Origin of the sequence: Rhizobium ecuadorense (assembly GCF_001187535.1) — a bacterium.
GTDB lineage: Bacteria > Pseudomonadota > Alphaproteobacteria > Rhizobiales > Rhizobiaceae > Rhizobium > Rhizobium ecuadorense.
In genome coordinates, this window is sequence record NZ_LFIO01000070.1 from 1 (window position 1) to 221 (window position 221).

At 55.2% G+C, this 221-nt stretch carries 1 protein-coding gene; it reads right to left on the bottom strand.

Annotation, left to right across the window (positions count from 1 at the left end):
• On the bottom strand, positions 1 to 221 hold a 221-nt coding region (locus AF337_RS03060; protein WP_244471170.1), incomplete at both ends, for a type II toxin-antitoxin system death-on-curing family toxin.

Sequence of the window (221 nt, forward strand, 5' to 3'; positions counted from 1 at the left end):
ACATAGCGGTTGATGTAGAGAAACGTAAACGCCGCGAGATAGCCGGTACGCTTGTTTCCATCCGCGAATGGGTGGTTTCTAACAATGGCATAGAGATAGGCTGCGGCGAGTACGAAGATGTCGGTCTCGCCGTATGCAGCCTTGTTAAGCGGGCGCGCTAAGGTTTCTAATGCATTGGCATCCCGCAGGCCAGGCAGACCGCCATGCTCGCCGATTTGCTC